Annotated in this window: 18 protein-coding genes and 2 pseudogenes; 16 read left to right on the top strand and 4 right to left on the bottom strand. The window is 66.0% G+C overall.

Translation table 11 applies throughout. The features are described 5' to 3' along the window. The first annotated feature begins 23 nt into the window (after nt 1-23). From HND92_RS10915 to HND92_RS10905, 3 genes and pseudogenes are all read left to right on the top strand, one after another. Complete coding sequence (locus HND92_RS10915) at nt 24-917, top strand: tripartite tricarboxylate transporter substrate binding protein (RefSeq protein ID WP_253940006.1); 894 nt, start codon at nt 24-26, stop codon at nt 915-917. A gap of 167 nt (nt 918-1,084) precedes the next feature. Next, a complete protein-coding gene (locus HND92_RS10910; protein ID WP_011804582.1) occupies nt 1,085-2,047 on the top strand; it encodes an IS110 family transposase in 963 nt (320 codons plus the stop codon). A 20-nt stretch (nt 2,048-2,067) separates the two neighbouring features. Then, nucleotides 2,068-2,193, top strand: a pseudogene (locus HND92_RS10905) (tripartite tricarboxylate transporter substrate binding protein); the annotation flags it as partial. 68 nt (nt 2,194-2,261) lie between these two features. Here the strand turns inward: HND92_RS10905 and HND92_RS10900 are convergent. Further along, complete coding sequence (locus HND92_RS10900; protein WP_047351228.1) at nt 2,262-3,320, bottom strand: AI-2E family transporter; 1,059 nt, start codon at nt 3,318-3,320, stop codon at nt 2,262-2,264. A 215-nt stretch (nt 3,321-3,535) separates the two neighbouring features. Between HND92_RS10900 and HND92_RS10895 the strand changes: the two genes are divergently transcribed. The 5 genes from HND92_RS10895 (at nt 3,536) to HND92_RS10875 (ending at nt 11,113) form a co-directional block, all read left to right on the top strand. After that, nucleotides 3,536-6,412 carry a 2-oxoglutarate dehydrogenase E1 component gene (locus tag HND92_RS10895; RefSeq protein WP_172206986.1) on the top strand — a complete coding sequence of 959 codons (2,877 nt, stop codon included), beginning with the start codon at nt 3,536-3,538 and terminating at the stop codon, nt 6,410-6,412. A gap of 60 nt (nt 6,413-6,472) precedes the next feature. Next, complete coding sequence (odhB, locus tag HND92_RS10890; protein ID WP_172206984.1) at nt 6,473-7,735, top strand: 2-oxoglutarate dehydrogenase complex dihydrolipoyllysine-residue succinyltransferase; 1,263 nt, start codon at nt 6,473-6,475, stop codon at nt 7,733-7,735. 89 nt (nt 7,736-7,824) lie between these two features. Beyond that, entirely contained in the window at nt 7,825-9,252 is a 1,428-nt protein-coding gene (gene lpdA, locus HND92_RS10885) for a dihydrolipoyl dehydrogenase (protein WP_047351225.1), read from the top strand. An 83-nt stretch (nt 9,253-9,335) separates the two neighbouring features. Then, a complete protein-coding gene (zapE, locus tag HND92_RS10880; RefSeq protein ID WP_172209269.1) occupies nt 9,336-10,433 on the top strand; it encodes a cell division protein ZapE in 1,098 nt (365 codons plus the stop codon). Next, the gene (locus HND92_RS10875; RefSeq protein WP_172206982.1) at nt 10,433-11,113 is read left to right on the top strand and encodes a hypothetical protein; all 681 of its coding nucleotides are present in this window, start codon (nt 10,433-10,435) and stop codon (nt 11,111-11,113) included. Before zapE ends, HND92_RS10875 begins: the two co-directional genes overlap by 1 nt. Nucleotides 11,114-11,174: 61 nt before the next feature. Here the strand turns inward: HND92_RS10875 and HND92_RS10870 are convergent, their stop codons facing one another. Next, a complete protein-coding gene (locus HND92_RS10870) occupies nt 11,175-11,978 on the bottom strand; it encodes a PP2C family serine/threonine-protein phosphatase (RefSeq protein ID WP_103737703.1) in 804 nt (267 codons plus the stop codon). Nucleotides 11,979-12,148: 170 nt separating this feature from the next. On the opposite strand from HND92_RS10870, the gene HND92_RS10865 reads away from it, so the two are divergent. After that, entirely contained in the window at nt 12,149-14,215 is a 2,067-nt protein-coding gene (locus HND92_RS10865) for an ATP-dependent DNA helicase (RefSeq protein ID WP_172206980.1), read from the top strand. Here HND92_RS10865 and HND92_RS10860 read toward each other — a convergent pair. After that, nucleotides 14,178-14,975 carry an outer membrane protein assembly factor BamD gene (locus HND92_RS10860; protein WP_015913419.1) on the bottom strand — a complete coding sequence of 266 codons (798 nt, stop codon included), beginning with the start codon at nt 14,973-14,975 and terminating at the stop codon, nt 14,178-14,180. The two genes, HND92_RS10865 and HND92_RS10860, sit on opposite strands and share 38 nt — an antisense overlap. 134 nt (nt 14,976-15,109) lie before the next feature. Here HND92_RS10860 and dnaE point away from each other — a divergent pair, with 134 nt between their 5' ends. The 7 genes and pseudogenes from dnaE to HND92_RS10825 all read left to right on the top strand — a co-directional run bounded on the left by dnaE (nt 15,110) and on the right by HND92_RS10825 (nt 25,425). After that, complete coding sequence (gene dnaE / locus HND92_RS10855) at nt 15,110-18,649, top strand: DNA polymerase III subunit alpha (protein ID WP_172206978.1); 3,540 nt, start codon at nt 15,110-15,112, stop codon at nt 18,647-18,649. Nucleotides 18,650-18,726: 77 nt separating this feature from the next. After that, nucleotides 18,727-19,093: pseudogene (clpS, locus tag HND92_RS10850) on the top strand (ATP-dependent Clp protease adapter ClpS). A 59-nt stretch (nt 19,094-19,152) separates the two neighbouring features. Then, nucleotides 19,153-21,501 (top strand): ATP-dependent Clp protease ATP-binding subunit ClpA, encoded by a 2,349-nt coding sequence (gene clpA / locus HND92_RS10845; RefSeq protein ID WP_088886618.1) that lies wholly within the window; start codon nt 19,153-19,155, stop codon nt 21,499-21,501. A gap of 250 nt (nt 21,502-21,751) precedes the next feature. Further along, nucleotides 21,752-22,360 (top strand): TetR/AcrR family transcriptional regulator, encoded by a 609-nt coding sequence (locus HND92_RS10840; RefSeq protein WP_011805096.1) that lies wholly within the window; start codon nt 21,752-21,754, stop codon nt 22,358-22,360. Next, complete coding sequence (locus HND92_RS10835) at nt 22,357-23,508, top strand: efflux RND transporter periplasmic adaptor subunit (RefSeq protein WP_172206976.1); 1,152 nt, start codon at nt 22,357-22,359, stop codon at nt 23,506-23,508. Before HND92_RS10840 ends, HND92_RS10835 begins: the two co-directional genes overlap by 4 nt. Continuing rightward, a complete protein-coding gene (locus HND92_RS10830; protein WP_011805098.1) occupies nt 23,505-24,704 on the top strand; it encodes an ABC transporter permease in 1,200 nt (399 codons plus the stop codon). Before HND92_RS10835 ends, HND92_RS10830 begins: the two co-directional genes overlap by 4 nt. Nucleotides 24,705-24,714: 10 nt before the next feature. Continuing rightward, entirely contained in the window at nt 24,715-25,425 is a 711-nt protein-coding gene (locus HND92_RS10825) for an ABC transporter ATP-binding protein (RefSeq protein ID WP_011805099.1), read from the top strand. 92 nt (nt 25,426-25,517) lie between these two features. Here HND92_RS10825 and HND92_RS10820 read toward each other — a convergent pair whose 3' ends face one another. Further along, nucleotides 25,518-26,918 (bottom strand): lytic murein transglycosylase, encoded by a 1,401-nt coding sequence (locus tag HND92_RS10820; RefSeq protein ID WP_041836258.1) that lies wholly within the window; start codon nt 26,916-26,918, stop codon nt 25,518-25,520. Nucleotides 26,919-26,957 lie beyond the last annotated feature (39 nt).

Here is a 26,957-nt window from a genome sequence, read left to right as displayed (position 1 = left end):
ATCACCACAACCAAGGAGACACCATGAACCCGTTCCCGCATCGCCGCCGTGTACTGGCTGCCTCCGCTGCGGCCGTCCTGTGTGCCGCGGCCGGCGCCGCCAACGCACAGGCTCCCGCCTATCCTGCCAAGCCCGTCACTTTCGTCGTGCCGTTTGCGGCCGGCAGTGCCACCGACCAACTGGCGCGGGCACTGGGCCAGGCCGTGAGCACCGATGCGCGGCAACCCGTGGTCGTGGAGAACAAGGCCGGCGCCAGCGGCATGATCGCCGCGCAGTCCGTCGCCAAGGCACCGGCGGATGGGTACACGGTACTCATCACCACCAACACCACGCATGCCGCGAACGAACACCTGTACAAGAAGCTGCCCTACGACCCGGTGAAGGACTTCGCTCCCGTCACCGGCCTGGGCAAGGGCGGCCAGGTGCTGGTGGTGAACGCGGGCGCTCCCTACAAGAACGTGGGCGACCTGCTGGCCGCCGCCCGCAAGAACCCCGGCAAGCTGAGCTTTGGCAGCGGCAGCTCTTCCAGCCGCATGGCCGGCGAGATGCTCAAGCAACTGGCGGGGGTGGACATCCTGCATGTGCCGTACAAGAGCAACCCGTTGGCCATCACCGATCTGCTCGGCGGGCAGATCGACCTGATGATCACCGACACGTCCACCGGCGTTCCTCAGGTCAAGGCGGGCAAGCTGCGCGCGCTGGGGTACTCCACGCAAAAACGCAGCACGCAGCTGCCCGAGGTGCCCACGCTGGATGAGGCCGGCGTGAAGGGCTATGACATGGGCTACTGGTTTGCGGCCTATGTGCCCGCCGGCACGCCCGAGCCCGTGGTGGCGCGGCTGAACGCGCTGCTGGCGCAGGCGACGAGGAGCCAGGCCGCTTGTATCTTTAAACCAGACCAGCGCGGTAGAGTCTGAACGCCGTTGAGGCGGCCAGACCGGCCCGTGCAGTTTGGTAGGCGCTGGGGTGATAGAGCCCGTGACTGAGTACAGAACGCATGGCCGCCGCGCTGGTCTTCGTGAAGCCCGAACGGTTACGCGCGCCTTGATTGAGCGCGCATGCACAAGCAAGGGATCTGAAGATCATGTCTGTTACCTCAGTGACGGTGGGCATCGACGTGGCCAAGGCGCACGTGGATGTCTGTGTGCTGGGTGCCAAGAGCAGCGCCCAGCGGTTTGACAACGATGCCGAAGGCCACTCGGCGCTGGCGGCTGCCCTGCAGCCCCTGGACGTGGGTCTGGTGGTGATGGAGGCCACCGGCGGCTACGAGGCCGCGTTAGCGTGTGCCCTGCAGGCCACAGGCCTGCCCGTGGCGGTCATCAACCCGCGCCAGGCGCGCGACTTCGCCAAATCCATGGGACGCCTGGCCAAGACCGACGCGGTGGATGCGCGCACGCTGGCCGAGCTGGCAGCGGTGCTGCTGCGCCGCGACGATCTGCAGCGCTTCTTGCGCCCCCTGGCCGATGAGCGCCAGCAGTGGCTCGCGGCCCTGGTCACGCGCAGGCGCCAGTTGCTGACCATGCTCCATTCGGAGCGCCAACGGCTGCAGATCACGCCCAAGAAGCTGCACGCCAGCATCGAGGCCATCGAGGCGGCGATCAAGGCGCAGCTCGATGAGATCGAAGAGCAGATGGTCACGCATGTGCGCGAGCACTTTGGGGAGCTCGACACGCTGCTGCAGTCGGCTGCGGGAGTCGGCCCGGTGGCCAGTGCCACGATGATTGCCGAGCTGCCAGAGCTGGGCCGGCTGAACCGGCGCGAGATCGCTGCATTGGTGGGCGTGGCGCCCATGGCCAATGACTCCGGCGGCAGCAAGGGCAGGCGGCGCGTACAAGGCGGGCGCTTCGAGATCCGCCGCGTGCTGTACATGGCAACGCTCACGGCCACCCGCTACAACCCGGCCATCAAGGCCTTCTACGAGCGTCTGAAGGCCGCTGGCAAGTTGCCCAAGGTCGCCCTGGTCGCTTGCATGCGCAAGTTGCTCACCACGCTCAACGCCATGGTGCGCACTGGAAAACCTTGGGACAAGTCGCTTCATTGCGCTTGACTTCGAAGACGGTTACTCAGTCGTTCTTCGAGACCGCAGGCTCCGAGGCCTGGACCACCACGCCCGAAGAGCTGGCGCGCTTTCAGGCCGCCGAGACCCAGAAGTGGGGCAGGGTGATCAAGGCTGCGGGTATTGAGGCGGAATGAGTGCGTCGGCGGGGTTGAAGGTGTTTTGGCCTTCAATGCCCGCCCATCAAGCGCTGGGAGCTACTATTTCAGGAGCGTTCTGCGCCGTCGTGCGGCGCGAACAGGTCCCAGGTGGCGATGAACAGCGCGGCGATCATCGGGCCGATCACAAAGCCCGTGAGCCCGAACAACGCCATGCCGCCCAAGGTGGAGATCAGCACCACGTAGTCGGGCAGCTTGGTGTCCTTGCCGACCAGTACCGGGCGCAGTACGTTGTCCACCAGCCCGATGACGAATACGCCATAGGCGGTGAGGATCACGGCCTGCCCCGGCGCGCCGGTCGCCAGGAAGTAGATGGCCACGGGCCCCCAGATCAGGCTGGCGCCCACGGCGGGCAGCAGCGACAGGAACGCCATCAGCACGCCCCACATCACCGGCCCCTGGATGTTCAACAGCCAGAAGATCAGGCCACCCAGGGCGCCCTGGACGGCGGCCACCACGATGTTGCCCTTCACGGTGGCGCGGATCACGGTGGTGAACTTGATGGCCAACTGCTCCTTGTGCCGCGCATCCAGGGGGATGGCCTCGCGGATGCGCGCCGCCAGCCGCGCGCCGTCGCGCAGCAGGAAGAACAACAGGTAGAGCATGACGCCGAAGCTCACCACGAACTGCAGCGTGTTCTGGCCCACGTCCAGCGCCTTGGTGGCCAGGAACTGGCTGGCCTGGGCGCCGATCGTGGTCAGGCGGGCTTGCAGCTCCGCGCGGGTGGTGAGGTGAAAGCGGTCCAGCAGCTCCAGCATCCAGGGGGGCAGTGCGGCCAGCACCTGCTGCAGGTAGGCGCCGAAGTTCAGCTGCCCCGAGCGGGCGCGCTCGTAGGCCACGCTGGCCTCCTGCACCAGAGAAGCGCCGATCAGCGTGACCGGCAGGATCACGATCACCAGGCACACGCCCAGGGTGGCAAGCGCGGCCAGGTTGCGCCTGCGCGGCATGCGCCGCTGCAGCCGCCGGTGCAGCGGCGTGAACAGGATGGCGAGCACCACACCCCAGAAGATGGCGCCGTTGAGCGGCCAGAGGATGGCGCCAAAGGCCAGCGTCACGACGGTGAGCAGGAGCAGCAGGGTGCGGGACTGGAGCGTGGGCGGGTTCATGGGGGCGGTGGAAGGAGCGAAGCCCAAAATGTAAGCCACACACACGCCTGTCTTGATACCCGCTCGCCGCGCGCGCAGGCGTTCAATGGCACAATAGCGGCCGCAAACGAGGCCCTTCCCCTGCCACAGTCGCATCCGCCAACCGGTTCAGCCGTGACGCGGAAGGTTTGTTAACCAGCTAACGCTTCCTTCAGGGAAGTGGAGGTCAGCGGAATATGAGCGATCCGACATCCGTCTACCAAGCCTACCAAGGCAACACCTATCTTTTCGGCGGCAACGCGCCCTACGTCGAAGAGATGTATGAGAACTACCTTGCCAACCCTGGCAGCGTGCCCGATTCGTGGCGCGAATACTTTGACGCACTGCAACATGTGCCCGCGGTAGACGGCAGCAATGCCAAGGACGTTCCCCACCTGCCCGTCATCAACGCCTTTGCCGAGCGCGCCAAGGCCGGCGGCACCAAGGTCGTGGTGGCCAGCGCCGACGCCGAGATGGGCCGCAAGCGCACCGCCGTCCAGCAACTGATCGCCGCGTACCGCAACGTGGGCCAGCGCTGGGCCGACCTGGACCCCCTCAAGCGCACCGAGCGCCCCCAGATTCCCGAACTGGAGCCTTCGTTCTACGGCTTCAGCGATGCCGACCAGGAAACGGTGTTCGACGCGAGCAACACCTTCTTCGGCAAGGACAAGATGCCCCTGCGCGAGCTGCTGAACGCGCTGCGCGAGACCTACTGCGGCACCATCGGCGTGGAGTACATGTACGCCACCGACCAGGTGCAAAAGCGCTGGTGGCAGCAAAAGCTGGAAAGCATCCGCAGCAAGCCCAACTTCTCTGCCGACAAGAAAAAGCGCATCCTGGAGCGCCTGACGGCCGCCGAAGGCCTGGAACGCTACCTGCACACCAAGTACGTGGGCCAGAAGCGCTTCTCGCTCGAGGGGGGCGAGTCCTTCATTGCCGCCATGGACGAGTTGATCAACTCCGCAGGCGCGAAGGGCGTGCAGGAAGTGGTGATCGGCATGGCCCACCGCGGCCGCCTGAACGTGCTGGTCAACACCCTGGGCAAGATGCCCAAGGACCTGTTCGCCGAGTTCGAGCACACCGCCCCCGAGGACCTGCCCGCCGGTGACGTGAAGTACCACCAGGGCTTTTCCTCCGACGTCTCCACGACCGGCGGCCCGGTGCATCTGTCGCTGGCCTTCAACCCCTCGCACCTGGAAATCGTGAACCCCGTGGTCGAGGGCTCGGTGCGCTCGCGCATGGACCGCCGCGGCGACCACGCGGGCAAGCAGGTGCTGCCCGTGCTGGTGCACGGTGACGCGGCCTTTGCCGGCCAGGGCGTGAACCAGGAAACCCTGGCGCTGTCGGAAACCCGCGGCTACACCACGGGCGGCACGGTGCACCTGGTCATCAACAACCAGATCGGCTTCACCACCTCCGACCCGCGCGACCTGCGCTCCACGCTGTACTGCACCGATATCGTGAAGATGATCGAGTCGCCCGTGCTGCACGTGAACGGCGACGATCCGGAAGCCGTGTGCCTGGCGGTGCAGCTGGCGCTGGAGTTCCGCATGGAATTCTCCAAGGACGTGGTGGTGGACATCGTGTGCTACCGCAAGCTCGGCCACAACGAGCAGGACACGCCGGCGCTGACGCAGCCGCTGATGTACAAGAAAATCTCCCAGCACCCGGGCACGCGCAAGCTCTACGCCGACAAGCTGGCGGCTCAGGGTCTGGGCGAGACGCTGGGCGACGACATGGCCAAGGCCTATCGCGCCGCGCTGGAGGAGGGCAAGCACACGGTCGATCCGGTGCTCACCAACTTCAAGAGCAAGTACGCCGTGGACTGGAGCCCCTTCCTGGGCAAGAGCTGGACCGACGCCGGCGACACCGCCATTCCGCTGGCCGAGTGGAAGCGCCTAGCCGAGCGCATCACCACCATACCCCCGACGGTGACGCCGCACCAGCTGGTCAAGAAGGTGCTGGACGACCGCGCCGCCATGGGCCGTGGCGAGATCAACGTGGACTGGGGCATGGGCGAGCACATGGCCTTCGCATCGCTGGTGGCCTCGGGCTACCCGGTGCGCCTGTCGGGCGAGGACAGCGGCCGCGGCACGTTCACGCACCGCCACGCCGTCATCCACGACCAAAAGCGCGAGAAGTGGGACGAAGGCACCTACGTGCCGCTGCAGAACGTCGCCGAGAACCAGGCTCCGTTCACTGTCATCGACTCCATCCTGTCCGAGGAGGCCGTGCTGGCCTTCGAATACGGCTACGCCTCTAACGACCCCAACACCCTGGTGATCTGGGAAGCGCAGTTCGGTGACTTCGCCAACGGCGCGCAGGTGGTGATCGACCAGTTCATCGCCTCGGGTGAGGTGAAGTGGGGCCGCTTGAACGGCATCACGCTGATGCTGCCGCACGGCTACGAAGGCCAGGGCCCGGAGCACAGCTCGGCGCGCCTGGAGCGCTTCATGCAGCTGGCCGCCGAGGCCAACATGCAGATCGTGCAGCCCACCACGGCCAGCCAGATCTTCCACGTGCTGCGCCGCCAGATGGTGCGCCCGCTGCGCAAGCCGCTGGTCATCATGACCCCGAAGTCGCTGCTGCGCAACAAGGACGCGACCTCGGTGCTGTCGGAGTTCACCGAAGGCAGCTTCCAGACCCTGCTGGGCGAGAAGGACGAGGCCGTCGCGCAGAACGCCGCCAAGGTCAAGCGCGTGATCGCCTGCTCCGGCAAGGTGTACTACGACCTGGTCAAGAAGCGCGCGGAGAAGGAAGCCACCGACGTGGCCATCATCCGCGTCGAGCAGCTCTACCCGTTCCCGCACAAGGCCTTCGCCGCCGAGCTCAAGAAGTACCCGAATGCCACCGACATCGTGTGGTGCCAGGACGAACCGCAGAACCAGGGCGCCTGGTTCTTCATCCAGCACAACATCCACGAGAACATGCTCGATGGCCAGAAGCTGGGCTATGCCGGCCGCGCCGCCTCCGCGTCGCCCGCCGTGGGCTACGCGCACCTGCACCAGGAGCAGCAGAAGGCGCTGGTCGAGGCCGCGTTCGCCAAGCTCAAGGGTTTTGTCCTGACCAAGTAAGGCCGAGAACCCCCGCTACTGAAGTACAGACAAAACCCTCTTTTGGAAAGCATTCGAAACATGTCCATCGTTGAAGTCAAGGTCCCCCAGCTGTCCGAATCCGTGGCCGAAGCCACGATGCTGCAATGGAAGAAGAAGGCCGGGGAGGCCGTCGCCCAGGACGAGATCCTGATCGAGATCGAAACCGACAAGGTGGTGCTGGAAGTGCCCGCGCCTGCGGCCGGCGTGCTCGCCGAGATCGTCGTGGGCGATGGCGGCACGGTGACCTCCGACCAGGTCATCGCCAAGATCGACACCGAAGGCAAGGCCGCTGCGGCCGCGCCGGCACCGGCGCCGGCAGCCGCCGCTGCCGCACCGGCGGCCACGGCCTCCGCGCCGGCACCGGCCGCGGGTGGCAGCAAGGGCGACGTGGCCATGCCCGCAGCCGCCAAGCTGCTGGCCGAGAACAACCTGTCGGCCTCGCAGGTGCAGGGCAGCGGCCGCGATGGCCGCGTGACCAAGGGCGACGTGCTGTCGGCCGTGGCCGGCGGGGTGAAGTCCACCGCGGCCGTCATCCCCACCGGCGTGCCCACCAAGGCCCTGCCGCAGGTGGCCGCGCCCGCGTCCAAGGAAGAGCTGGGCGAGCGCCCCGAGCAGCGCGTGCCCATGACCCGCCTGCGCGCGCGCATCGCCGAGCGCCTGCTGCAATCGCAGTCCACCAACGCCATCCTCACCACGTTCAACGAAGTGAACATGGCGCCGGTGATGGACCTGCGCAAGAAGTTCCAGGACGCATTCACCAAGGAGCACGGTGTGAAGCTGGGCTTCATGTCCTTCTTCGTGAAGGCAGCGGTGCATGCCCTCAAGAAGTACCCGGTGCTCAACGCCTCGGTGGACGGCAACGACATCGTCTACCACGGCTACTTCGACATCGGTATCGCCGTGGGCTCGCCGCGCGGCCTGGTGGTGCCCATCCTGCGCAACGCAGACCAGATGAGCTTTGCCGACATCGAAAAGAAGATCGCCGAATTCGGCAAGAAGGCGGCCGACGGCAAGCTGGGCATCGAAGAGATGACCGGTGGCACGTTCTCCATCTCCAACGGCGGCACCTTCGGCTCGATGATGTCCACCCCCATCATCAACCCGCCGCAGTCGGCCATCCTGGGCGTGCACGCCACCAAGGACCGCGCCGTGGTCGAAAACGGCCAGGTCGTGGTGCGTCCGATGAACTACCTGGCCATGTCTTATGACCACCGCATCATCGACGGCCGAGAAGCCGTGCTGGGCCTCGTGGCCATGAAGGACGCGCTGGAAGACCCGTCGCGCCTGTTGTTCGACCTGTAATTCCCACAGGGTTCGACGCATACGAAAACCCACCCCCGGCCCGGTCCAGCGGTGGGTTTTTTCTCATCACCAGATACTGTTTTTGAACCATGAGCAAGCAATTTGACGTCATCGTGATCGGCGCAGGCCCTGGCGGCTACATCGCCGCCATCCGCGCCGCCCAGTTGGGCATGAATGTGGCCTGTATCGACGAGTGGAAGAACGCCGCTGGCGGCGCCGCGCCCGGCGGTACCTGCACCAACGTGGGCTGCATTCCCTCCAAGGCGCTGCTGCAGTCGTCCGAGCATTTCGAACATGCCAACCTGCACTTTGCCGACCACGGCATCACCGCCACGGGCGTGAGGATGGACGTGGCCAAGATGATTGCCCGCAAGGACAACGTCGTGAAGCAGAACAACGACGGCATCCTGTACCTGTTCAAGAAGAACAAGGTGACCTTCTTCCACGGCCGCGGCTCCTTCGTGAAGGCGGTGGACGGCGGCTATGAAATCAAGGTCACCGGCAAGGCCGAAGAAACGCTGACCGCCAAGCAGGTCATCGTGGCCACCGGATCCAACGCACGTGCGCTGCCCGGTGCGGCCTTCGACGAAGAGCAGATCCTGTCCAACGACGGCGCGCTCGCCATCGGCAGCGTGCCGAAGAAGCTGGGCGTGATCGGCTCCGGCGTGATCGGCCTGGAAATGGGCAGCGTGTGGCGCCGCCTGGGTGCCGACGTGACCATTCTGGAAGGCCAGCCCACGTTCCTGGGCGCGGTGGACGAGCAGATCGCCAAGGAGGCCAAAAAGGCCTTTGACAAGCAAGGCCTGAAGATCGAACTGGGCGTGAAGATTGGCGAAGTCAAGGCTGGCAAGAAGGGCGTGAGCATCGCCTACACCACCGCCAAGGGCGAGGCCCAGGTGTTGGAAGTGGACAAGCTGATCGTCTCCATCGGCCGCGTGCCCAACACCACCGGCCTGAACGCCGAAGGGGTGGGCCTGAAGCTGGATGAGCGCGGCGCCGTTGTGGTTGATGGCGAGTGCAAGACCAACCTGCCCGGCGTGTGGGCGGTGGGCGACGTGGTGCGCGGCCCCATGCTGGCGCACAAGGCCGAGGAAGAGGGCGTGGCCGTGGCCGAGCGCATGGCTGGCCAGCACGGCCATGTCAACTTCAACACCATCCCCTGGGTCATCTACACCAGCCCCGAGATTGCCTGGGTCGGACGCACCGAGCAGCAGCTCAAGGCCGACGGCGTGAAGTACAAGGCGGGCACCTTCCCGTTCCTGGCCAATGGCCGCGCGCGCGCGCTGGGCGACACCACTGGCATGGTGAAGTTCCTGGCCGACGCAGCCACGGACGAAATCCTGGGCGTGCACATCGTCGGTCCGATGGCTTCCGAACTGATCGCCGAAGCCGTGGTCGCCATGGAGTTCAAGGCATCGAGCGAAGACATTGCGCGCATCTGCCATGCCCACCCCTCGCTGTCCGAAGCCACCAAGGAAGCGGCGCTGGCCGTGGACAAGCGCACCCTCAATTTCTGATAATTTGAGGCAAAAATAGCTGCCAGCGCTTGTGTGACAAGCGCTGGCAGCTATTGTTTTTGAAGCATAGGGATAACATGCGGGTGAACGTCAGGCAGGCGTACGAGGCCGAGCTGGCCGCCAAGGGCTTCAAGAGCGATCCGGCCCAGTTGCGGGCCGTGGATGCGCTGGAGCGTTGTGCCCAGGAATGGGGAGCGTACAAGCAGCGCCGCTCCAACACGCTGAAGAAGCTCATCAACCGGCCCCAGGTGCCGCGTGGCGTGTACATGTACGGCGGTGTGGGGCGGGGCAAGAGCTTCCTCATGGACTGCTTCTTCAACGCCGTACCCATCAAGCGCAAGGTGCGTCTGCACTTTCACGAATTCATGCGCGAAGTGCACCGTGAACTGGCTGGCCTGCAGGGGACGCAGAACCCCCTGGATGTGCTGGGTGCGCGCATCGCCAAGCGCTATAAGCTGATCTGTTTTGACGAGTTCCACGTCGCGGACATCACTGACGCGATGATCCTGCACCGCCTGCTGGCGGCGCTGTTCGACAACGACGTGGGCTTTGTCACCACTTCCAACTTCAAGCCCGACGAACTGTACCCCGGCGGCCTGCACCGCGACCGCATCCTGCCCGCCATCGACCTGCTCAACGAGCGCATGGAAGTGGTGAACGTGGACAACGGCACGGACTATCGGCGCCGTGCGCTGGAGCTGGTCGAGCTCTACCACACGCCCCTGGGCCCCGCGGCGGACGCGGCCATGCAGCACGCCTTCCAGCAGCTGGCCGAAGTGCGTGACGAAGACCCGGTGCTGCACATCGAGGCGCGCGAGATCAAGGCCATCCGCCGTGCGGGCGGCGTGGTGTGGTTCGACTTCCGCGAGCTGTGCATGGGCCCCCGGTCGCAGAACGACTATCTGGAAATCGCCTCGCAGTTCCACACGGTGCTGCTGTCCAACGTGCCCTACATGCCTGTCAGCATGGCGTCGCCCGCGCGCCGGTTTACCTGGCTGGTGGACGTGCTCTACGATAGGCGCGTGAAACTCGTCGTCTCCGCCGCCGTGCCGCCCGAGCAGCTCTATACGGAAGGCCCCCTGGCGCATGAATTTCCACGCACCATTTCGCGCCTCAACGAGATGCAATCCAAGGAATTCCTGGCGCTTGAGCGGCGCGTCGTCGATACCGGACTGACCTGATGCCTGCACTGCCTTCCCGCTTTCTTGCCGCAGCCCTCCTGTGCATGGGTGGGGCAGCGCTGCCTCCCCTGGCGGCGTGGGCTGCCGACGCTCCTGTGACCGATGCAGCGCAGGCGCAGCGGCAGCGCCGGACCCAGCGTGAGCACATCCAGGCGCAGCGCCGGGAGATCGAGGCGCAGCGTGAGCGCGGCGAGGCGGCGTGCTACCAGCAATTTGCCGTGGAGGATTGCCTGCGCAGGGTGCGTGTACAGGCACGTGAGGCCGACAACGTGCTGCACCGCCAGGAAGTGCAGATCAACGATGCGGAGCGCCGGGAGAAGGCGGGGCAACGCCTGCAAGCAATCGAGGAGCGCAAGCAGGAGCAACGCCAGAAACTGGAAGCCGGGGAGCGTCCCGCCCCGATGCGGGTGGCGCCCCGCAACGCGCCGCAGAAGCCCCGCGAGCAGGAGGCGCGCGACCGTGCGCAGCAGCAGAGCCGCCGCGCAGCCGAGCATTTGGCCGATGTGCAACGCCGTGAGCAAACGCAGCCCCAGCGCATCCAGGATTCCCGCGCCCGCTACGAGGCCAAGCAGCAGAAAGCGCGTGAGCGCCGCGAACGCCTTGAGCGCCAGCAAGCCGAGGCGGCCGGCCGCAAGCCGTCGCCGGCATTGCCGCCGCCGGACGCGAGCAGCGACCGTTGAGTGCCCTTTAGGGCGCGGTGGACACGCCACGGCCCATGCGGGGCCGTCTTCCACGCGCGTTTTACGTGGTGGGTGTGAGTTGCGCCAAGCGTGGAGGCTTCTTTTCCTCTACCAGCGTTTCGATCTTCACGATGGCGAGCGACAGGTTGTCGCCGCCCCCGCGTGCGCGCGAACGCGCCTTGTCGATGAGGAACTCGGTGGCCTCGCGCGGCGTCAGCGAATCCAGGACCGACGCCAGTTCCGCAGGTGAGAAGTAGTGCCACACGCCGTCGCTGCAGGCCAGCAGCACGTCGCCCGGCTGCATCTGCGGAATCAGGTGGGTGGTGATGGGAGGGTCGCTCTCGGTGCCCAGACAGCCGACGAGGATGTTGGAGTGGGGGTGGGTGTTGGCCTCGGCTTCCGTGATCTCGCCACGGTCCACGAGCGCCTGCACATACGAGTGGTCGCTGGTGCGGAACACCAGCCGCCCCCCCTGGAAGTGGTAGATGCGCGAGTCCCCTGCGTGGGCCCAGTGGCAATCGCCGCGTGGGTTGATCACGAATGCCGCGATGGTGCTGTGTGGCTCCTGTTCCGCGGAAATCGCGGTGAGGCGGATCACGATGTGCGCCTCCTCCACGATGTGCTTGAGCAGGGCGGCGGCGTCGTCCGTTTCTGGCGAATAGCGTTCAAACAACTGGCGCGCGGTGAGCATCACCTGGTCGGACGCCTTGCGTCCTCCGCTGCGCCCACCCATGCCATCGGCCACCACGCCCAGTACGCATCCATTGAAACGCGGGTGCGACAGCAGGGCGACCTGGTCTTGCTGGTACTCGCGGTCACCCTTGTGGATGCCGGTCGACGCAATGAGGCGGAACGCTTTGGTCATGGGATTGGAGCGGAGGACGAAAGGCCGCCTCGCAGTCGCGAAAGCGGGGGAGCCGCCTATTATGATCAACTCCCGGGCCTTGTCATCGCTGGTGCGTCTGCTTGTGTTTTTAGAGCATCACGGCCGGTGCAAGGCCATTCCTTTCTGACACTTCTTTTGGCCTGCGGCGCATGTCCTTGAGCGATCTCGTCCTCCCGGTGTTTGCGCCTGACGGACCCCTGGCGCGTGTGCGGCCTGATCTGCGTTCCCGCCCGGGGCAGGCGGCCATGGCCCTCGCTGTGGCGCAGGCCATCAACGCCCGGGAGTCACTGGTGGTGGAAGCGGGAACGGGGATTGGCAAGACCTTTGCCTATCTGGTTCCCGCACTGCTGAGCGGCGAGCGTGTGCTCATTTCCACGGCCACCAAGACGCTGCAGGACCAACTGTTGACGCGCGACCTGCCGCTGCTGCAGCAGGCGCTGGCGCTCCCGCTACGCGTAGCGGCCCTCAAAGGCCGGGCCAATTACCTTTGCCTTTACCGACTGGAGCAGGCGCGTCGCAACGGGGAGGGACATGACGAAGCAGTCGCCCACGATCTGGCGTGTGTTGAGCGATGGGCCCAGTCCACGCGCAGCGGAGACCTGGCGGAGGTCCCCGGTCTGGATGAATACTCAGCCGCCTGGAGGCAGGTCACTTCGACGGTGGACAACTGCCTGGGTTCCGGATGCCCGCGGTTGCGCCAATGCCATGTCTACCGCGCACGGCACGACGCGCAGGCGGCGGATGTGCTCATCATCAACCACCACCTGTTCTTTGCGGACCTCGGTGCGCAGGGGGCGGGGGCCGCGCAACTGCTACCGGACACCGGGGTCGTGGTGTTCGATGAAGCCCACCGGTTGGCCGAGACCGCGGCCCATTTCCTGGGCACGCATGTCAGCACCAGCCAGTTGCTGCAACTTGGGCAGGATGTGGTGGCGGCTGGGGCGCGGCATGCGCGCGGCGCTGCGGATTGGCAGGGGTTGCTCCAGCACCTGCGCCAGTGCGCGCACGCGCTGCGCCTGGCGGTCGCTCCGGGCGAAGATGCCGATGCAGCCGGCTCCCGCATCGCCTGGACGGGCGTCACACCCGAGGCCTTGGATCCGTCAGCCTGGGACGGTGCGCTGGAGGGAGTAGTGGCGGCACTCCGCGCGGTGCTGGCCGCACTGGACGGCGTGGCGCAGCACGCTCCCGATCTGGCCCACCTGCACAGCCGGACGGTTGCGTTGCTGGAGCGTGTACTGCATTTCTGTTCCGACGCGGACGCTGGCACGGTGCGCTGGGTTGAATCTGCAGGTGCGTTGCGCATGGTGGAAACGCCCCTGGATGTGGCCGGCGCCCTGCGCACGCTGTGGAAGGGAAAGCCCCCCACGCAGGGCGCCTGGGACGAGAGCGACGAACCGCCTGCCGCGTCCGCACCGCGTTCGTGGATCTATACCTCCGCCACGCTGGGCGATGGCAAGGACCTGCGCTGGTTTACCGATGCCTGTGGATTGGAGGGCGCTCGTACCCTGCAGGTGCCTAGCCCCTTCGACTACGCACGGCAGGCGGCGCTGTATGTGCCACCCGCACTCCCGCTGCCTTCCGACGCGGGGCACAGCGTTCAGCTTGCGCGCTGGGTGGGTGATGCCGTAGCACGGCTTGGCGGGCATACGCTGGTGTTGACCACCAGTCTGCGGGCGCTTGCGGTGATCGCGGATGAGCTATGCCGCCGGTTCGCGCCCGGCGGCGGCATCGAGGTGCTGGTGCAGGGACATGCCTCACGGTCGCGCATGGTGGAGCGCTTTCGTGCCCAGCTTGACGCGAGCGGCCGGCCGGCGGGCCATGTGCTCGTGGGGGCGGCGTCGTTCTGGGAGGGGATCGACGTGCCAGGCGAGGCCCTGCAGATGGTGGTGATCGACAAGCTGCCATTCCCCGCTCCGGGTGACCCGTGGGAGCAGGCGCAGGCACGGCGGCTGGCGGACCAGGGTGGCAACGTGTTCCGCAGACACGCCCTGCCATCGGCGGCAGTGGCGCTCAAGCAGGGGGCCGGCCGGCTGATCCGCAACGAGAACGACCACGGCATACTGGTCATCGCCGACACACGCCTGTTGCACAAGGGCTATGGCAAGCCTCTGCTGCGGGCATTGGCCCCCATGCGGAGGCTGCATACGCAGGAAGAGTTCGGCGCGGCGCTGGATGCCCTTACCAGAACTTCCACCAGGGGTTCGCCTTCGCCTTGAATCCCGTCTGCGGCAGGCTGCTCTGGGGATAGGACGCATCCATCACGCGGCGGGTGTCGTCACGCAGTTGCGTGAGCCCCAGCGCGTCGTACGACCGAACCAGGATGTACAGAGCCTCTTCCGTCGCCGGAACGTCCTTGTAGTCGGCAACCGCACTCTGCGCGCGGCTCACGGCGGCCACATACGCACCGCGCTCATAGTAGTAGCGCGCCACGTGTACTTCGTACTGCGCCAGCGAGTTGACGATGTAGGTCATGCGCTGGCGCGCGTCGGGCGTGTAGCGCGACTCGGGGAAGCGGGTCACCAGTTCGCGGAAGGACTCGAACGAGTCCTTGGCGGCCTTCTGGTCGCGCTCCGACAGATCCTGGCGCGAGAGCCACGAGAACAGGCCCAGGTTGTCGTTGAAATTCACCAAGCCTTTGAGGTACAGCGCATAGTCGTACGCGGGACTGGCGGGGTGCAGTTTCATGAAGCGGTCCAGCGTGGCAATAGCCTGCGCCTTCTCGCCGCCCTTGTATTGCGCGTAGGCCTTTTCCAACTGGGCCTGTTGTGCCAACGGCGTGCCGGCGGCGCGTCCTTCCAGCTTTTCCAGCAGCGGCACGGCTTTGTCGTAAGAGCCGCCATTGAGCTCGTCGCGTGCTTCCGAATAAATCTTGTCGGTGCTCCAGCCAGCGGTCTTGTCTTCAGGCGTGCTGGAGCAGGCAGCCAGCAGGCCGGCGGCGAGCAGGGCAGAAATCAAAGGCAGGGGAAAACGCGGCATGGCGGCAGCTCTTGGATTAAGGGTATGCGACGACGGCGGCACCTTCATGGAACTGCCGCATGGCGCCATTGTAAGGATGCTGCGCGCGGGGCCCTGAGCAAGCATGGGACATGCCCGCGTTCCTACAATGCCGCATGTTTGTCCACTTGCGCTTGCACACTGAATTTTCCGTCGTGGACGGAACCACCCGTATCGACGAGGTCGTCAAGGCGGCGGCGAAAGACGGCCAGCCCGCCCTGGCGATCACGGACCTGAACAACCTGTTCGGCGCGATCAAGTTCTACAAGGAAGGCCGGGGCAAGGGCGTCAAGCCCATCCTGGGCGCCGAAATCTACCTGGAGGGCGAAGCGGCAGGCGCACCCTCGCGCATGGTGCTGCTGGTGCAGAACCGCACCGGGTATCTGAACCTCTCCGAACTGCTGACCCGCGCGTGGACGCGCAACATCGTCAGGAACCAGGCGCTGTGCACCTGGCAGTGGCTGCAGGAATTGGGCGACGGCCTGATTGCCCTCGCTGGAGCGCAGGCCGGTCCCGTGGGGCAGGCGCTCATGAAGGGCGATGACGCCGGAGCTGCGCAGCTGGCGCTGCGTCTGGCGGGCATCTTCCCGCACCGCTTCTACCTGGAGGTTCAGCGCGCCGGACGCACTGACGACGAAGCCCATGTCACCGCCGCGGTGCAGCTTGCCGCGCGCCTGGCCCTGCCGGTGGTAGCCACCCACCCGGTGCAGTTCGCAACGCCGGACGATTACGAGGCGCACGAGGCGCGCGTGTGCATTGCCGAGGGCGAGATCTTGGCGAATCCGCGGCGCGTGCGCCGTTTCACGCGCGAGCAGTATTTCAAGAGCAGTGCCGAGATGGAAGCGCTGTTCGCCGACGTACCCAGCGCCCTCGCCAACACCGTTGAGGTGGCCAAGCGCTGTAATGTGTCGCTGGTGCTGGGCAAGCCGCAACTGCCGAACTTCCCCATTCCGGGTGGGATGACGATGGAGCAGTACTTCCGCCACGCGTCCCACGAGGGCCTGGAGGAGCGGCTGCTGCACCTGTACCCGGACACCGCCGAGCGCGACCGCCAGCGCCCCCGCTACCAGGAGCGGCTGGAGTTCGAACTGGGCACGATCCTGAAGATGGGCTTTCCAGGCTACTTCCTCATCGTGGGTGACTTCATCCAGTGGGCCAAGAAGAACGGCTGCCCGGTGGGCCCCGGGCGCGGCTCGGGTGCGGGCTCGCTCGTGGCCTATGCGCTCAAGATCACGGATCTGGATCCGCTGCAATACAACCTGCTGTTCGAGCGCTTCCTGAACCCCGAACGGGTGTCCATGCCCGACTTCGACATCGATTTTTGCCAGGCCAACCGCGACCGGGTGATCGACTATGTGAAGGACAAGTACGGCAAGGAGGCCGTGAGCCAGATCGCCACCTTCGGCACGATGGCGGCCAAGGCAGCCATCCGCGACGTGGGGCGGGTGATGGACATGAGCTACACGTTCTGTGACGGTATCTCGAAGCTGGTGCCCGGCAAACCCGGCCAGACCTATACGCTGGCCTACCCGCCAGAGCCCAAGAAGGAAGGGGACAAGAACAACTACGCCCTGGAGTTGGAACCCATCCTGTACGAGCGCGTGCGCAAGGAGGAGGACGTGCGCACCATCATCGAGATGGCGCAAAAGCTCGAAGGGATGACGCGCAATATTGGCATGCACGCCGGCGGCGTGCTGATCGCGCCGGGCAAGCTGACCGATTTCTGCCCGCTGTACCAGCAGCCTGGCAGCGAATCGGCGGTGAGCCAGTACGACAAGGACGACGTGGAGGCCATCGGCCTGGTGAAATTCGACTTCCTGGGCTTGGCGACGCTGACCATCCTGGAAATCGCGCGTGAGTTCATCATGCAGCGTCACAAAGGGCAGGAAAACTTCGCGTTCGAGAACATTCCCCTGGACGATGCTGCGACCTACAAACTGTTCTCGGACGGCAAGACAGAAGCCGTGTTCCAGTTTGAAAGCCGGGGCATGCAAGGCATGCTCAAGGAAGCGCGCCCAAGCAGGCTGGAAGACCTGATCGCCTTGAATGCCCTGTACCGGCCCGGCCCCATGGACCTGATTCCCAGCTTCGTGAACCGCAAGCACGGCAAGGAGGTGGTGGAGTACCCGCATCCGCTGGTGGAGCCCGTGCTGGCCGAGACCTACGGCATCATGGTCTACCAGGAGCAGGTGATGCAGACGGCGCAGGTGCTGGGTGGTTACTCGCTCGGCGGCGCCGACATGCTGCGCCGCGCCATGGGCAAGAAAAAGGCCGAGGAAATGGCCGAGCACCGTGCCATCTTCCGCAAGGGTGCAGCCGAAAAGGGTATCAGTCAGGACAAGGCCGACGAGGTCTTCGACCTGATGGAAAAGTTTGCGGGTTACGGCTTCAACAAGTCGCACGCCGCCGCCTATTCGCTGCTGGCCTACCACACCGGGTGGCTCAAGGTGCACTACACGGCGGAGTTTTACTGCGCCAATATGACCGTGGAAATGGACGACACCGACAAGCTCAAGGTGCTCTATGAAGATGCGGTCAAACATTTCGGCATGACCTTCGAGCCGCCGGACATCAACCGCGGCAATTACCGCTTCGAGCCGGTGACGGACAAGGTCATCCGCTATGGCCTGGGCGCCGTCAAGGGCACGGGACAGCAGGCGATCGAGGCCATCATCGCCGCCCGCGAAGGGCAGGGCGTGGGCCCACAGGGCGCAACCCGGGGGCCTTTCAAGAGCTTGTTTGACTTTTGCGTACGCGTGGACCGCACGCGCGTCAACAAGCGCACGGTGGAGGCGCTCATCAAGGCGGGCGCCTTCGATGCCCTGCAGCTCAACCGTGCCGCGCTCGTGGCATCCCTCGACCGGGCGTTCGAGTTTGCCAATGCGCAGATCGCCAACGCCAACCAAGGCGGGCTGTTCGACATGATGGGCGATGACGCCATCGGCTCCAGCACGCAGGAGCCTGATCTGGTGGATGTGATGCCCTGGGGCATCAAGGAACGGCTGATGCAGGAGAAGACCGCGGTGGGCTTCTACCTCTCGGGCCACTTGTTCGACGAAGTGCACCAGGAAGTGCGCCGCTTCGTGCGCACCGCTATCGACGAACTGGTAGACAGCCGCGAGACGCAGGTGGTCGCCGGCATCGTGAGCGACTACCGCGTCATCAACGGGCAGCGCGGCAGGCTGGCGTTGTTCAAGCTGGACGACAAGTCTGGCGTCATCGAGGCTTCCGCCGACGAAGGGCTGATCAATGCGAACGCCGGCCTGCTCAAGGACGATGAATTCGTAGTGGTGAGTGGTCGGCTGCAGTTGGACCACTTCAGCGGAGGCCTGCGCATGAAGGTGCAGCAGGTCTGGGATTTGGCGGGTGCGCGGGCACGCTATGGGCGCTATCTGCAGGTGTGCCTGGGGCAGCAGTTGCCAGACATCGGGGCGCTGGTGCGTGACTATCCTCCGCAACGGGAGGAGACCGAACACGGCGAGGTGCTTGCCCATGGCCTGCGCGTGCGCATGCAGTTGCGCTGCACAGCGGCGGCTGGCGCGGCCACGGCCGAGGTGCAGTTGGGAGAGGCCAGCCGGTTCTTTCCCAGCGATGCCGCGCTGGCCGCGTGGAGCGCTCAGGTGGGCAGCGGTGCTGTGAACGTGGTCTATGAGTAGGGCTGTGATCAGCGCTTGAAAAAAGCCCGCGCGGCACCATGTGAGGTCTGCTCAGGTGCCGCATCGGCCTCGCTAGAATGAAATTCATGGCAACCACCCCCCAATCCCCGCGCCGGTGCCGGCTCCCACCCCTCCGTCCTGGGACGAGGGTGGTTCGGTCGTGCTGGAGCGGCGTACGCAGAAGACCCAGCCGCCCCAGATGTACCAGGTGGTCATGCTCAACGACGACTACACCCCATGGAGTTCGTCGTCGTCGTGTTGCAGGAGTTCTTCAACAAGGACCGCGAGGCCGCCACGCAGATCATGCTGAAGATCCATCTGGACGGCAAAGGCGTGTGCGGTGTGTACACGCGCGATGTCGCCGCTACCAAGGTGGACCAGGTGCTGGAAGCGGCGCACAAGGCGGGCCACCCTCTGCAATGTTTGAGTGAGCCCGTTGAATAAGGGGGCATTGCTCCCGATCTACAGTCATCCCTAACACGCAAGCACAAAGGAGTTCTCACATGATTGCCCAGGAACTGGAAGTCAGCTTGCACATGGCCTTTGTCGAGGCCCGCCAGCAACGCCACGAGTTCATCACCGTGGAACACCTGCTGCTGGCACTGCTCGATAACCCCAGCGCGGCCGAGGTGCTGCGTTCATGCGCTGCCAACATCGATGATCTGCGCGCATCGCTGACCAACTTCATCAAGGACAACACCCCGCAGGTCGCCGGTACCGACGAGGTGGACACACAACCCACGCTGGGCTTCCAGCGGGTGATTCAACGCGCCATCATGCACGTGCAGTCCACGGGCAACGGCAAGAAGGAGGTCACGGGCGCCAACGTGCTTGTGGCCATCTTCGGCGAAAAGGACTCCCATGCCGTGTACTACCTGCACCAGCAGGGCGTGACGCGCCTGGACGTGGTGAACTACATCGCCCACGGCATCAAGAAGGGCGAGCCGCCGGAGCCTGCCAAGGCCGAGGGCCAGGCCGACGGGGAAGAGGGCGCGCAAGGCGAGCGCAGTGAAAAGGCGTCGCCCCTGGAGCAATACACCCAGAACCTGAACCAGGCGGCCAAGGACGGCAAGATCGACCCCCTGATCGGCCGCAACTACGAGGTCGAGCGCACGATCCAGATCCTGTGCCGCCGCCGCAAGAACAACCCGCTGCTGGTGGGTGAGGCCGGCGTGGGCAAGACCGCGATTGCCGAGGGCCTGGCCTGGCGCATCACGCAGAACGACGTGCCCGAGATCCTGGCCGAGGCCACGGTGTATTCGCTGGACATGGGCGCGCTGCTGGCGGGCACCAAATACCGCGGCGACTTCGAGCAGCGCCTCAAGGGCGTCTTGAAGAGCCTGAAAGACAAGCCCAACGCCATCCTGTTCATCGACGAGATCCACACGCTGATCGGTGCGGGCGCAGCGTCGGGCGGGACACTGGATGCGTCCAACCTGCTGAAGCCTGCGCTGTCCAGCGGGCAGCTCAAGTGCATCGGCGCGACTACCTTCACCGAATACCGCGGCATTTTCGAAAAGGACGCGGCGCTGTCGCGGCGCTTCCAGAAGGTGGACGTAGTCGAGCCAACGGTACAGGAGACCATCGACATCCTCAAGGGACTCAAGAGCCGCTTCGAGGAGCACCACAGCGTGAAGTACGCCGCCGCCGCCTTGCAGGCCGCGGCCGAGCTGAGTGCCAAGTACATCAATGACCGCCACCTGCCCGACAAGGCCATCGACGTGATCGACGAGGCTGGCGCAGCGCAGCGCATCCTCACGCCGTCCAAGCGCAAGAAGACCATCGGCAAGGCCGAGATCGAAGAGATCGTGGCAAAGATCGCCCGCATCCCGCCTGCCAACGTGTCCAATGACGACCGCGGCAAGCTGCAGACGCTTGAGCGCGACCTCAAGAGCGTGGTCTTCGGCCAGGACAAGGCGCTGGAGGTGCTCGCCGCCGCCGTCAAGATGGCACGCTCGGGACTGGGCAAGGCGGACAAGCCGATTGGCTCCTTCCTGTTCTCGGGCCCCACAGGCGTGGGCAAAACCGAGGCCGCCAAGCAGCTCGCCTACATCATGGGTGTGGACCTGATCCGCTTCGACATGTCGGAGTACATGGAGCGCCACGCCGTGAGCCGCCTCATCGGTGCGCCTCCGGGCTACGTGGGCTTCGACCAGGGTGGTTTGCTGACCGAGGCCATCACCAAGAAGCCGCACGCCGTGCTGCTGCTCGACGAAATCGAAAAGGCACACCCGGACATCTTCAACGTGCTGCTGCAGGTCATGGACCACGGTACGCTGACGGACAACAACGGGCGCAAGGCCGACTTCCGCAACGTCATCATCATCATGACGACGAACGCGGGCGCCGAGACCATGAACAAGGCCGCTATCGGCTTCACGAATCCGCGCCAGGCGGGCGACGAGATGGGCGACATCAAGCGCCTGTTCACGCCCGAGTTCCGCAACCGCCTGGATGCCATCGTGAGCTTCAAGCCGCTGGATGAGCAGATCATCCTGCGCGTGGTGGACAAGTTCCTGCTGCAGCTCGAGCAGCAACTCGCCGAGAAGAAGGTGGAAGTTACCTTTACCGACGCGCTGCGCAAGCACTTGGCCAAGAAGGGCTTTGATCCGCTCATGGGCGCGCGCCCCATGCAGCGCTTGATCCAGGACACCATCCGCAAGGCGCTGGCCGACGAGCTGCTCTTCGGTCGCCTGACCGAAGGGGGCCGCCTGACGGTGGACATCGAAGTCAAGACGGATGACAAGGGCGTGGAGACTTCCGAGGTGCTGCTGGACATCCAGCCGGTGCCCAAGAAGGAGCGCGGAGCCAAGTCCGAACCGGCCGAACCCGAAGAAGCCACCGCCGACTGATTCCGGCACCGCCGCGTTTTAACAAACCCGCAGCCCGCGCTGCGGGTTTTTTTATGGGCGCGCGCCATGCTTATGAACAAAAGCGCCTCCGGCGCCCAACCACCAAGCGAGAGCAGCTATCGATAAGAGAGCGAATTGCTGGGGTGGTCGTGCGAATGGGAGCCCCGGGGACGCTCCAGGGGGCTGCGTGCCTTGTGCCGAACGTGTTTATTGATAAGATAGTAATAAATTACTTTCTTTTGGTGATTGCATGAGTGAGCTGCCCAAGTACCTGCCCGCCGACGAACGGCGCATCGCCACGGTGGAGGCCGTGGTCGATCTGGCGGCCCAGCAGAACCCCAGCGACATCACCACCACCGCCATTGCCCAGCATATGGGCGTGACGCAGGGGGCACTGTTTCGGCATTTCGCGTCCAAGGACGCCATCCTGCAGGCGGTGATGTCGTGGGTGGCGCAGCGTCTCATGGCGCGCGTGGACGCGGCCGCGGATGGGGCAGCCTCTCCCCTGGCGGCGCTGGAGGCTGTGTTCATGGCGCACATCCATTTCGTGTGCGAGCGGCCCGGTGTGCCACGCCTCATCTTTGGGGAGCTCCAACGCCCTGGCCAAACCCTGCCCAAGCAGATGGTGCAGACCCTGATCACGGCCTACGGCGAGCGCCTGCGCGGGCTGCTGGAAACCGGCAAAGCCGCGGGAGAGCTGGACCCGCAACTGGATGCGCAGGCCGCTGCCGTGCTGTTCATCGGCACCGTGCAGGGGCTGGTGATGCAGTCGCTGCTCGCGGGCGACGTGCAGCGCATGCGCCGCGATGCGCAGGGCGTGTTTGCCATTTACCGCCGCGGCATCGGAAGAGCGCTATGAAGTTTCCCCGTCTGCAGCGCCGCACGCTGGCGCTGATCGCCGTCATTGCGCCGCTGGTGGCGCTGTTCGTCTATGTCGCTCTGCGTTCGGGGCCGCTGGCGCCCGTGGCGGTCACGCTGGGCAGCGTGCAATCGCGCGCCATTGCCCCGGCACTCTCGGGCATCGGCACGGTGCAGGCGCGTTATCTGTACAAGATCGGTCCCACCTTCGCCGGGCGCGTGCAGCGCCTGGACGTTCAGGTGGGCGACAGGGTGGAGGCCGGGCAGGTGCTGGGCGAAATGGACCCGGTGGACCTGGACGACCGCCTGCGCGCACAGCAGGCGGCCATCAAGAGCGCCGAAGCCGCGCTGCGCCAGGCAGAGGCCAGACAGAGTTATGCGCAGACCCAGCACCAGCGCTACGGGAAACTGGTGGCCGTGCGCGGCACCAGCGAGGAAAGCTACGCCACCAAGCAGCAGGAACTGGCCGTGGCAGACGCCGCGCTCGCCGCTGCCCGCGAGGATGCGAGCCGTCAGCGCGCTGACTTGCAGGCATTGCGCGCGCAGCGTCGCAACCTGCGGCTGGTGTCGCCCGTGGCAGGCATGGTGGCTGCGCGCGATGCCGACCCTGGCACGACCGTGGTGGCGGGGCAGGCGGTGGTGAAGCTCATCGACCCGGCCAGCCTGTGGATCGACACGCGCTTTGACCAGATCACCGCCCAAGGATTGGCGGCCCGGCTGCTGGCCGAGGTGGTGCTGCGCTCGCGCCGCGGGGACAACCTGGTCGGCAGCGTGCTGCGCGTCGAGCCCCTGGCGGACGCGGTGACAGAGGAGACGCTGGCCAAGATCGTCTTCGATGCACCGGTTACACCGCTGCCCCCCGTCGGTGAACTGGCCGAGGTCACCGTGCGCCTGCCGGCACTGCCCGAAGCGCCCACCATCCCCAATGCGGCCATCCGCTTCGTGGACGGGCAGCGCGGCGTGTGGAAGCTGGTCGGTGGCAAGCCGCAGTTTGCGCAGGTACGCCTGGGCCGTGCGGACCTCGACGGCCATGTGCAGGTGCTGGACGGGCTGGCCGTGGGCGACTCCATCGTGGTGTACAGCGAGAGGGCGCTCACGGCGCGCAGCCGCGTGCACGTGGTCGAGCGCATTGCCGGAGTGGCGCCTTGATCAGCCTGGCAGGGCGCGACATTCTGCATGCCTGGGGGAAGTTCGTCTTCACAGGCATTGGCCTGGGCCTGCTGATCGGCGTGACGCTGACCATGGCGGGCGTCTACCGCGGCATGGTGGACGACGGTAAGGTGCTGCTGGACAACAGCGGCGCCGACCTGTGGGTGGTGCAGAAAGACACGCTGGGCCCCTACGCGGAATCCTCCAGCGTGCCCGACGACCTGTGGCGCGGCATCCGCGCCATGCCGGGCGTGGCGCAGGCCGCCAACATCACCTACCTGACCATGCAGGTGGGCCATGGCGACAAGGATGTGCGCTCCATGGTGGTGGGCATCACCGCGAGCGGCCCAGGCGCGCCCGGCTGGCCACCGCAGTTGGTGGCGGGGCGCCAGATCACGCGCGGCCATTACGAGGCCGTCGCCGACGTGGCGGCCGGCGTGCGTCTGGGCGATGTGCTGAAGATTCGGCGCAACCACTACACGGTGGTGGGCCTCACGCGGCGCATGGTTTCATCCAGCGGCGACCCAATGGTGTTCATACCGTTGAAAGATGCGCAGGAGGCGCAGTTCCTCAAGGACAACGACGCCATCCTCATGCAGCGCCGCCGCACCGAGGCCAACCCGGCCTTCAACCGCCCCGGCGTTCCCGACCTGCTGGATGCGGTGGTGGCATCGCAAACCAGCAACAGCTATGTGAATGCCGTGCTGGTGCGCGTGCAGCCGGGCTTCACATCCCAGGAGGTGGCCGAGCCCATCCGCCGCTGGAAGCGGCTCACGGTGTATGACCGTTCTCAGATGGAAGGCATCCTCGTGGGCAAGCTCATCGCCACATCGGCCAAGCAGATCGGCATGTTCCTGGTGATCCTGGCGCTGGTCAGTGCGGCCATCGTGGCTTTTCTCATCTACACACTGACGATGGACAAGATCCGCGAGATTGCCGTGCTCAAGCTCATCGGCACGCGCAACCGCACCATCGCCTGGATGATCCTGCAGCAGGCGCTGGTGCTGGGCGTGATCGGCTTCGTCGTTGGCAAGATCACGGCCACCTTTGCCGCGCCGCTGTTTCCCAAATACGTGCTGCTGGTGCCGTTCGATACGGTGGCGGGGTTCATCGCGGTGCTGGCGATCTGCGTGCTATCCAGCGTGGTGGCCATCCGCATGGCGCTGCGGGTCGATCCGGCCGAGGCGATAGGGTGAGGACGCAGCAATGAGCAGGAAGGGGATCCACATCGAGCGCCTGACCAAGCGCTACGGCTCCGGTGACACGGCGTTCCTCGCCCTCAAGGACGTGAACATGCACGTGGCACCGGGTGAGGTGGTGGGCCTGATCGGCCCGTCCGGCTCGGGCAAGAGCACGCTGCTCAAGTGCCTGGGCGCGGTGATCGACCCCACGTCGGGCCGCATGACGCTGGGCGACACGGTGATCTATGACGACGGCTGGCGAGTACCCGACCTGCGCGCGCTGCGCCGTGACCAGATCGGCTTCGTGTTCCAGGCGCCGTACCTGATCCAGTTTCTGGATGCCACCGACAACGTGGCGCTGCTGCCCATGCTAGCCGGCGTGCCCAACGACGAGGCGCGCCGCCGCGCACTGGAGTTGCTCACGGCCCTGGACGTGCAGCACCGGGCCACGGCCATGCCATCGCAACTGTCGGGCGGGGAGCAGCAGCGTGTGGCCATCGCCCGCGGCTTGGTCAACCGCCCGCCGGTGATCCTGGCCGACGAGCCCACGGCGCCGCTGGATTCGCAACGTGCCATGGCGGTGATCCGCATCCTGAACGACATGGCGCGGCGCCTGGAGACGGCCATCATCGTCGTCACGCACGACGAGAAGATCATCCCCACCTTCAAGCGCATCTACCACATACGCGACGGCGTGACCCACGAGGAGGCGGGCGAGGGACGCGGCTTCGAGTGAAGCGCCGATCTTGATGAAATCAGTCTCTAGCGCCCATGCAGAAAGCGCTAGTAGCTATCAAAAAAGGAGTAAAACAACGCGGTGACGCCGGCTCAGGGCGTCAGCAGTCGCTGCAATAGTTCGCGCGTGGCATAGCCGTCGGCGGGCAAGCCCACACTTTGCTGGTAGCGGCGCACCCCGGCGCGCGTGGCGGGCCCTGCCACGCCGTCGGGCGTGCCGGTGTCCAGGCCGCGCGCGTTCAGCGCCTCCTGCAGCGCGCGTACTTCGCTGCGCGACAGAGGCTGCAGTTCGCGCGGCCAGGCGGATGCCAGGCCCGCGCCGCCGTCGATCTGCCGTGCCAGCAGGCCGACGGCCAGGGCGTAGTTCACCGAGTTGTTGTAGCGCAGCAGCGCGCGGAAGTTGGGCCCGACCAGGATGGCGGGTCCACGCGCGCCTGCCGGGGTAAGGACGGAGGCGTCCTGCAGCGGCGGCAGTTCTGCGCCATCCACCCCGCGCACCCCTTCAGCGGCCCAGTCGCTGCTGGCCTGGCGCACGCTCAGTTCGGCGCGTGCGTAGTCGAAGCCGGGCGGCAGCAGCACTTCGGCGCCCCACGGCTCACCGCTCTTCCAGCCCGAATGGGCCAGGAAGTTGGCCGTGGACGCCACCACGTCGGGCACGCTGCCCCAGATGTCGCGCCGCCCGTCCCCGTCGGCATCCACCGCATGGGCAAGGAACACCGAGGGCAGAAACTGCGTGTGCCCCATGGCCCCGGCCCAGGAGCCGATGAGCGCGTCGGCCGCGATGTCGCCCTGGTCCACGATGCGCAACGCGGCCAGCAGCTCCCGCTGGGCCCAGGCGCTGCGGCGCCCGTCGTAGGCGAGGGTGGCCAGCGCATCCACGGTGCGGAAGCTGCCGAAGTTGCGGCCATAGTTGCTCTCCATGCCCCAGATGGCCGTGACCACGCTGGCGGGCACGCCGTAGCGCTGCGCTGCCGCGTCCAGCGCGTCGGCGTACTGGCGGCGCTGCTCGCGTCCCTGCGCAATACGCTGGGGTGACACTGCGCTGTCCAGGTAGGCCCAGGGCGGGCGGGTGAATTCGGGCTGGGCGCGGTCCAGTTCCACCACGCGCGGTTGCCACTGCGCCTGGCCCAGGGTGGCGGCCACGGTCTGCGGGCGGATGCCGGCGGCCAGCGCCTCGCGTGCAAAGGCGCTCACCCAGGCGTGGAAGCCGGCCAGCGTGGTTGCGGTGGTGTCGGGCGCCGCCGGCGCGACCGGCGTGCTCGCAGGTTCCACGGTGGATGCTGCCGGGGCAGGCGCCGGGGTGGTGGGCGCTGCGGGCGAGGGCAGTTGGGGGATGACCGGCGCGGGCGCCGGGGCGCTGGGTGCAGCGGATGGAGCCGCTACGGCGGGGGTAGCGGGCGGAGCGGAGGCGCACCCCGCCAGTGCTGCCAGGCCCAGTGCGGAGGCGGCGGCGCGGCGCCGGGTGAGGGTGTCGGGCATGAAGAGAAAACGCATGCGGCCATTGTGCCGGCCTGCCATGCATACTTCGCCCTG

The organism is Diaphorobacter sp. JS3050, from assembly GCF_013154915.1.
Taxonomy (GTDB): Bacteria; Pseudomonadota; Gammaproteobacteria; order Burkholderiales; family Burkholderiaceae_C; genus Diaphorobacter; species Diaphorobacter nitroreducens.
The sequence above is the reverse complement of the archived record's forward strand: the minus strand, read 5'-3'. Positions and strand labels throughout refer to the sequence as shown.